General features: G+C 59.5%; 5 protein-coding genes and 1 pseudogene. 2 read left to right on the top strand and 4 right to left on the bottom strand.

What is annotated here, in order from left to right; genetic code table 11:
* A partial coding sequence (locus IQ16_RS42515) for an IS5 family transposase (protein ID WP_145832208.1) occupies positions 1–962 on the bottom strand: 962 nt, incomplete at its 3' end.
* Positions 963–1,354: 392 nt separating this feature from the next.
* Here IQ16_RS42515 and IQ16_RS42505 point away from each other — a divergent pair.
* Both IQ16_RS42505 and IQ16_RS47085 read left to right on the top strand, forming a co-directional pair.
* Positions 1,355–1,573, top strand: coding sequence for a hypothetical protein (locus IQ16_RS42505; RefSeq protein WP_223153707.1), 219 nt, complete (start codon positions 1,355–1,357; stop codon positions 1,571–1,573).
* A 99-nt stretch (positions 1,574–1,672) separates the two neighbouring features.
* A pseudogene (locus tag IQ16_RS47085) lies at positions 1,673–1,797 on the top strand (aldehyde dehydrogenase family protein); the annotation flags it as partial.
* An 89-nt stretch (positions 1,798–1,886) separates the two neighbouring features.
* Here IQ16_RS47085 and IQ16_RS42495 read toward each other — a convergent pair.
* The 3 genes from IQ16_RS42495 to IQ16_RS46195 form a co-directional block, all read right to left on the bottom strand.
* Entirely contained in the window at positions 1,887–3,866 is a 1,980-nt protein-coding gene (locus IQ16_RS42495) for a RiPP maturation radical SAM C-methyltransferase (RefSeq protein WP_011084777.1), read from the bottom strand.
* A gap of 700 nt (positions 3,867–4,566) precedes the next feature.
* Positions 4,567–4,959, bottom strand: a complete 393-nt coding sequence (locus tag IQ16_RS42490; RefSeq protein ID WP_011084778.1) for a hypothetical protein — start codon at positions 4,957–4,959, stop codon at positions 4,567–4,569.
* Between the two features lie 46 nt (positions 4,960–5,005).
* Positions 5,006–5,473: a hypothetical protein gene (locus IQ16_RS46195; protein WP_026312699.1), complete on the bottom strand. Its 468-nt coding sequence runs from the start codon at positions 5,471–5,473 to the stop codon at positions 5,006–5,008.
* Positions 5,474–6,000 lie beyond the last annotated feature (527 nt).

The following is a 6,000-nucleotide window of genomic DNA, read 5'->3' as shown; positions in this document are numbered from 1 at the left end:
ATGACGTTGCGAAGGGTGTGACCGTCGTAGGGGTTGTCCGGCAGCGAGCAGGCGTGGAGCACGAACAAGCCGCCCGGAGCTCTTTGGTTGTTGGTGACGATGGAGGCCTTCACGCAGAACTCATAGGGCGCGGCGGCCTTGCCCTTGCCGATGCACTCGACCTCCGGAGCATGGAAGGAATACAACTTCCAGCCGCGCTGGCGCTGCTGCTGCGAGCCGATCTGGGTGGCTCGGCTCAGCGGCAGGGCGAATGCCCCCTCCAATGCGGCCTGGCCCTCGGTCTTGCGGCGAATGTCGCGGATGATCCGGCCCAGCCGGCTACGCAGGATACGCAACTGCCGCTGATGCCGCCTGAACTGTTTGGCATGGGCGTAGCGGCCGGCCATCATCGCGGCGGCCTTGGCGATGCGAGCATAGGATTGCCGCAGCCTGACGCCGTGCCTGATCGCCAGGCGGTTGAGCCCCTTGATGGCCGCATGCAGCAGCTTGGCATCGGTCGGAAAGGTGATGGCCTTCGGCTGCACCGTGGTGTCGACCGTAACCCGCTTGAGGTCCTGGCTGCGCAACGCACCGCTCGCGTGCGCCACGCGAAGGCTCTCGGCCAACAACCGCTCCAGCTTGTCGCCGAGCCGCTTGCGCCAGTGGCTCAGGTCTGAGCGCTCATGCGGGAAAACGTGCTGGAAAAACTCTTCGCCGGTGAAGAACTGGAAGTACGGATCGTGGACCCAGCGCTCGCACACCCCCTCGTAGATGTGCTTGAGCAGCAGCAATCCGATCATGAAGCGGGTCGCGATACCCGGCCTGCCGTTGTCGCTGTAGAGCGGCGCGATCTCGCCGTCGATCCAGTCCCAATCGACCCTGCCGGCGAGCAGAACCAGCTCGTGTCGCATGTTGATGATCTGGTCCAGCCGGGACCGGAACAGATCGTTCGAGCCTGTCGTCCTGTGCTTCTTTGGTCGCATCGGTCCCTCCGATGCAGCACAGAATCACGGTTCGCAGCGGCAGGGAAATCCAAAATCGAAATTGCAGGTTTTTGCTGTGAAGCCCCAATCCCCTGCAATCTCAAATGCCGCCGCAACCGGAAAACAGACTCTCAATCAAGTGCTTGGAGGCTTGTTCACGGACAACTGGTGAGGATCAGAACAATCGAGCCATGGAACCTGACAGGCACTCCAAATCCAGCGTTGACCAGCCCGACGAGAAGCTTCGCGGCCGAGCGAGGCCCTGACCCTACGCGTCGGCATAGCAATCGTGGACCGGTTCATCATATCGTTTTACAGCTTAAGGGAGATGCAGTGAATCGTGAGGGGCTCTATTCTTCGATGTCCGCCGGATAAATTTGGAAATGCGGCAAATGATGATCGAGGACGATAAGGGGATTCGCCCCGGCATCGAAACGATGCGCGGGTTGCCTGCATTTTATGATGGTGCAGTCGTGACGACATCGTCGCTCACGAATGTAAGTCTATGTGTCGATCTGGACGCGGCGAAGCAGTTGGATCGATTACAGCCGATGATCGAACCGATAAACTACACGACGCTTTGGCAGCTGCAACCTGTGTCAAACAGTTGAAGTTCGATGCGGTTTCTCCTTTTCGCCCGATGAAGTAGTCTACGAAAATCGAGCGATGCAGTTCGTAGCGCATATTTAAGCTATCTAATGCGGAACGAACGCCGCATAAACTTCATCGGCTCCACTAGGGTTGGCGCGATTATCGCCGCCGCTTCGGCCAAATATCTCAAACCATATATGTTGGAGCTTTGGGCTCGACGCCGTTGATTGTGCTCAACGACGCGGGCGAAAAAAATGACAAGGCTGGCGCGAGCGCCAAGCAAAGGAGACAGGCGAGGGGTGTGGCCCTGCGAAGTGCACACCGCAGTTTTCCTTATTCGCGCGGGAGGGCCACTGGCGTGGAGCGTCGGTCGAGATAGCCACCAGGGAACGCAGTCAGGGGAAGGATTGGCGTATATGGATGCCATAACGCGAGCCCAACCAGCCGCGCGTCAAGCCGTACGATCAGTTTGCGGGCGATCATGTTAGCTATCGCCTCATCAATCTCGCCCTGCATTACATTCGCCGCGCCCGGCCGATCGCACAGGCGAGTTTCAGGCGAGCCTTCGTCCGCGGCCAGAAGAATTTCTCGCTCGAGGCCTCTGACGCGGTGTTCGCGCTCGATTGCTATGGCTCGCGTGTCCTCGACTATGATTTCGTCGCCGTTGTCCTGCATCGACAGCATAGAGAAAGTCGGCCCCCTCCAGGCTTTCAGCCAGGCATCGATGCCCTTGGCGACGGCATTTAGCCCCGGGCGGTTTTCGTCGCGCGGTGTGAAATGGCCGCCGACATCGTGGTCTTCGCTGTCTTCGAAGTAGTATACCTGTTCCGAGAGATCGCGCTCCGACAGCGGATACACGTAGCGATAGGGGGCGGCCGGGAGCAGCTTCAGTCCATGTTTCTCAGCTGTGTAATGATAGGGGCTGTAGCGCTGGTATCGCAAGCGTACCGCAGGTCCCGGCTGCAGATGATGCAGCAACGGCAACCAAGAGGCCATTTCCGCATACCATGCATCACACTCGCCGGGAAAGCCCCACAATAAACTCCAACTGACCCGCACGCCGTACTGACGGCACCACTTCAACAGCTGAACATTGTGCGCTGAGGTCGTTCCTTTGCGCATCAGCTTCAAAACACGAGTATCCAGGCTCTCAATACCCGGTTGAATCCAGCGGACGCCGGCGGCAGCCAGCTTTTCCACTTCGTGGCGCTTCAGGTTGGCTTTGACCTCAAAGAAGATCGCGAGCTTCTCGGGTAGCGCGGTGAGGTGAGGGAGCGCCTTTTCAAGGTAGTCAATGGCCATAATATTGTCTACAGCTTCGATGCGCGACGAGCCGTAGCGCGCCGACATCTCAATCATCTCCGCTGCGGCCTGCCCCGCGGGCTTCTGGCGGTAGGTCATCGATCCGCCGTTCAGCCCGCAAAACAGGCAATGACTGCGCTCGCCCCACCAGCAGCCGCGAGAGAACTCCATCGGCAGCCCAGCATGGATGCGGTCGGCGTAGAGCGACGCCTCAACCTCCGCAAAATAGTCCGAGAAATCCGGCAGCGGCAGGTCACGCATGTTCTCGATCACGGCGCGGGGCACTAAGTCGCGCGTCGACGCCGCGGGATAGCCGGCCTCGCGATGCGTCGGGCCGAAAACGCCAAATGGCAGGTCAGCAGGCGGGATGTCTCTGCCGCGATTTAGGATGTCCCAACACAGCGGGCCGATCAGTGCGTCGGCCTCGCCCGACACGACATAGTCGACCCATGGGAAACGCGCGTGAGTGCTGCGCCCCATTACCGACTCGCAGTTCGCTCCACCCATGAGGGTGACAAGATCAAGTGAGCGCTCGCTCAGCCGGCGCAGCAACGCGAGCGAGGGGACATGCTGGGTGAAGGTCGAGCTGCACCCGACCATAGCCGGCCGCTTCGCCAATATCTTGTCAGCCGTCCAGTCGATAAACCCGCCGATGAGCGAGCGCAGCCTAAGGAAATTCGCGCGACGCTCGGCCATACCTTTGCCTGCGTGTATCGGGTTGCGCTCGAAATAGAGGTCGAGGAAGGCGTTTTGTTCGGGTTCGAAGCCGGGAAAAGCAATGCCCGCGAACAGCCAATCAACCAGTGCCTCCTCTGGCGGGCAATTCTCAAGAGGTCCATAGTCGGCGATGCCTATGTATTCTAGAAACCAGATGTTGGCATATGCTATGGTGGATTGCAGTCCAGCCTGGGTCAGCGCTGATTTCAGCAGACCAAGCGCCAGTGACGGCCTTTCGACTGCCGACACAGGCATGTTGACTAGGACGATTGGCACAGCGATACTCATAATCATTCCACGTTATTCATGATGTGCGCACAGGTGCGTTCGCCATGCCATAGTCTCATGCGCCGGACGGCAAAGTGAATTCTGCGCGACTCCTGACCGGAGCCGTGAACATGAAGTCGCTAATTCGGCTAGTGGGCAGCCCGCTTCGAGCCACGATTTCCGCGTCACGTTCGTTGCCCGGCGACTGGACGGCATGAGCAAGCAGAGAGTGCTGGAGCCGAACGGGGAATAATTGCCTGCACGCGGCTCCGCTCTGGTATTTAGCGGCGCCACCCTCGAGTGAGACTCGCTGTTTTTCATCATTGATGAACGGACTGACGTCGTCATTCACATGGACCTATCAAAGTTTCAGGCGCGTCGTCGTCCGCTAGCAGGGATCACCGCCAGTGCAAGTTGCAGTGGCGCGCCACGAAAAGCCACGACCTCTCCGGAACCAGCGGCACCGTCGTCTGGCAGAACCATTTGATTGACCACTGGGCGGGGCAAGCCATTCTCGACTTAACCGCGTGCGTCCCAGTCGTGCACCGCTGATGCCCGAAATGAGGGCTTGGCTCGAAGCCGCAAGCGCGGAACCCCGCTGGTCTTCTTTTGTCACGCCGGTTGTGCACGCCACGAAGCCAGGGACCGTGGATGCGGAGCGGCATGTCATCGCGCTCAGCACTGCTGGATGGTGGGATGCTGCTGTCGCTTGAGGCTAAGTAGTGCCTCAATGCGAATCGGCACAATCTGCACCCGTATGGGAGGACGCGTGTTTGACTCCTTCGATGCGCCTCGTCGTCCAGTCACCGGTCTGCCAGATGAAGCAGTCGTCGAGGTCTTCTTCGATCAGCCCGGTCATGTACAACTGATCGAGCAAGTCGGCGACCCCAAGGAGGGTTGTTCCGTCAGCTGCGACCCGAATAACCAGCTCCGACATTGTGCAGTTGCCGTCCGCGATCAAAGGGCCAACGGAAATCGGGGCGATGTCGTCGAGCACGCGGTGTTCCATGTTGCGTGAGCGAAGATGAAAGCACCGGTTCCCTGCCTTATATTGCAGGTCCCTGCGGAAGCGGATCGGCAGGTCATGGGCTGGGCTCTCGAGCATATACTGTTCGATCATGCTCTGCAGCCCGCCCCGGAAACCGTCAGGCGTGCTGAAGAAGCGTTCACCCAGAATGCGGGTACCCGAGAGGCCAGCGATCGCTACCCGGCACCGGCGTCACCAGTCGTAAACGCCCCTGCCGCATATTTACGAGGAAGCCGGAAACGCAGGCGATCGTCGTGTGATTGCGTTCCAGAAAGGCGATTGCACCGTCCTTGTTAGCGCCCCTGCGCTTCTCCTTCCGCTCGCGCGCGCGCCCGACCATGGCCTTTGCTGTCTGCGCCTCCTTGCCCTGCAGGATGAGTTCGACTCCTAGCAACTCCTCAGGCGAAAAGGCCGTGTGAACCTGATTAAGATGGGCCCTGCTCAGCACGGAGAAACGATTCGTCGTCGTGCGATATAGATTGAAGAGCCCGAGCACGTGCCTGGTGAGTGCCGGATCCTTGAGTGGGGCTGCGGTTGTTGTTTGCGGTAACGCGCCCGTAATCTGATAGTAGTCGAACAGAAAGCGATCGTAGTGTGGGTTGTCCATAGGATCTGTGGCCCAGTAGCAGAAGCCCGTGCGGACTGCAGAACCAAACATTTCGCTCGCGACACCAACCACGCCCCGCCAAAGCGCTGCATGCTCTTTGCTATGTCGTAATAGCCTGTAAAGCGATCGGCCGAGAGGCCACAGAACCAACAACCGACGCTGCAGCCTTCGCTTAGCTCGAAAGCGATTATGGGGTGCGTGAGCGACGCCGCCGACACGCCCAATTGGTCATTGCAGCGCCGGATTTGCCGCTCGCGCCAAGCATGAAAGCGAGGATTGATCGTCGACATCTCGCCTTCGTCGCGCAAGAGGTCGCGATGACGCATCATCTCGCGGAGATACTCATCCCACATCACAGCCAGCGGCCACGGCGCAGACTCCGGCTTGAAGCGGTATTGTTGGTAGCCACCGCGCCAGAGCGGCAGCACCTCCATTGGATCCACATTGATGCCGTACCGCTCTGTTACCGCTCGAGGGGTGGCGATTGCCTCCGCAAGCGCCCTGCGGAACTCCTCGTCACCGACTAA

It is taken from the genome of Bradyrhizobium huanghuaihaiense (assembly GCF_007830635.1).
Classification (GTDB): domain Bacteria; phylum Pseudomonadota; class Alphaproteobacteria; order Rhizobiales; family Xanthobacteraceae; genus Bradyrhizobium; species Bradyrhizobium huanghuaihaiense.
This window is presented reverse-complemented; position numbering and strand designations above follow the sequence as displayed.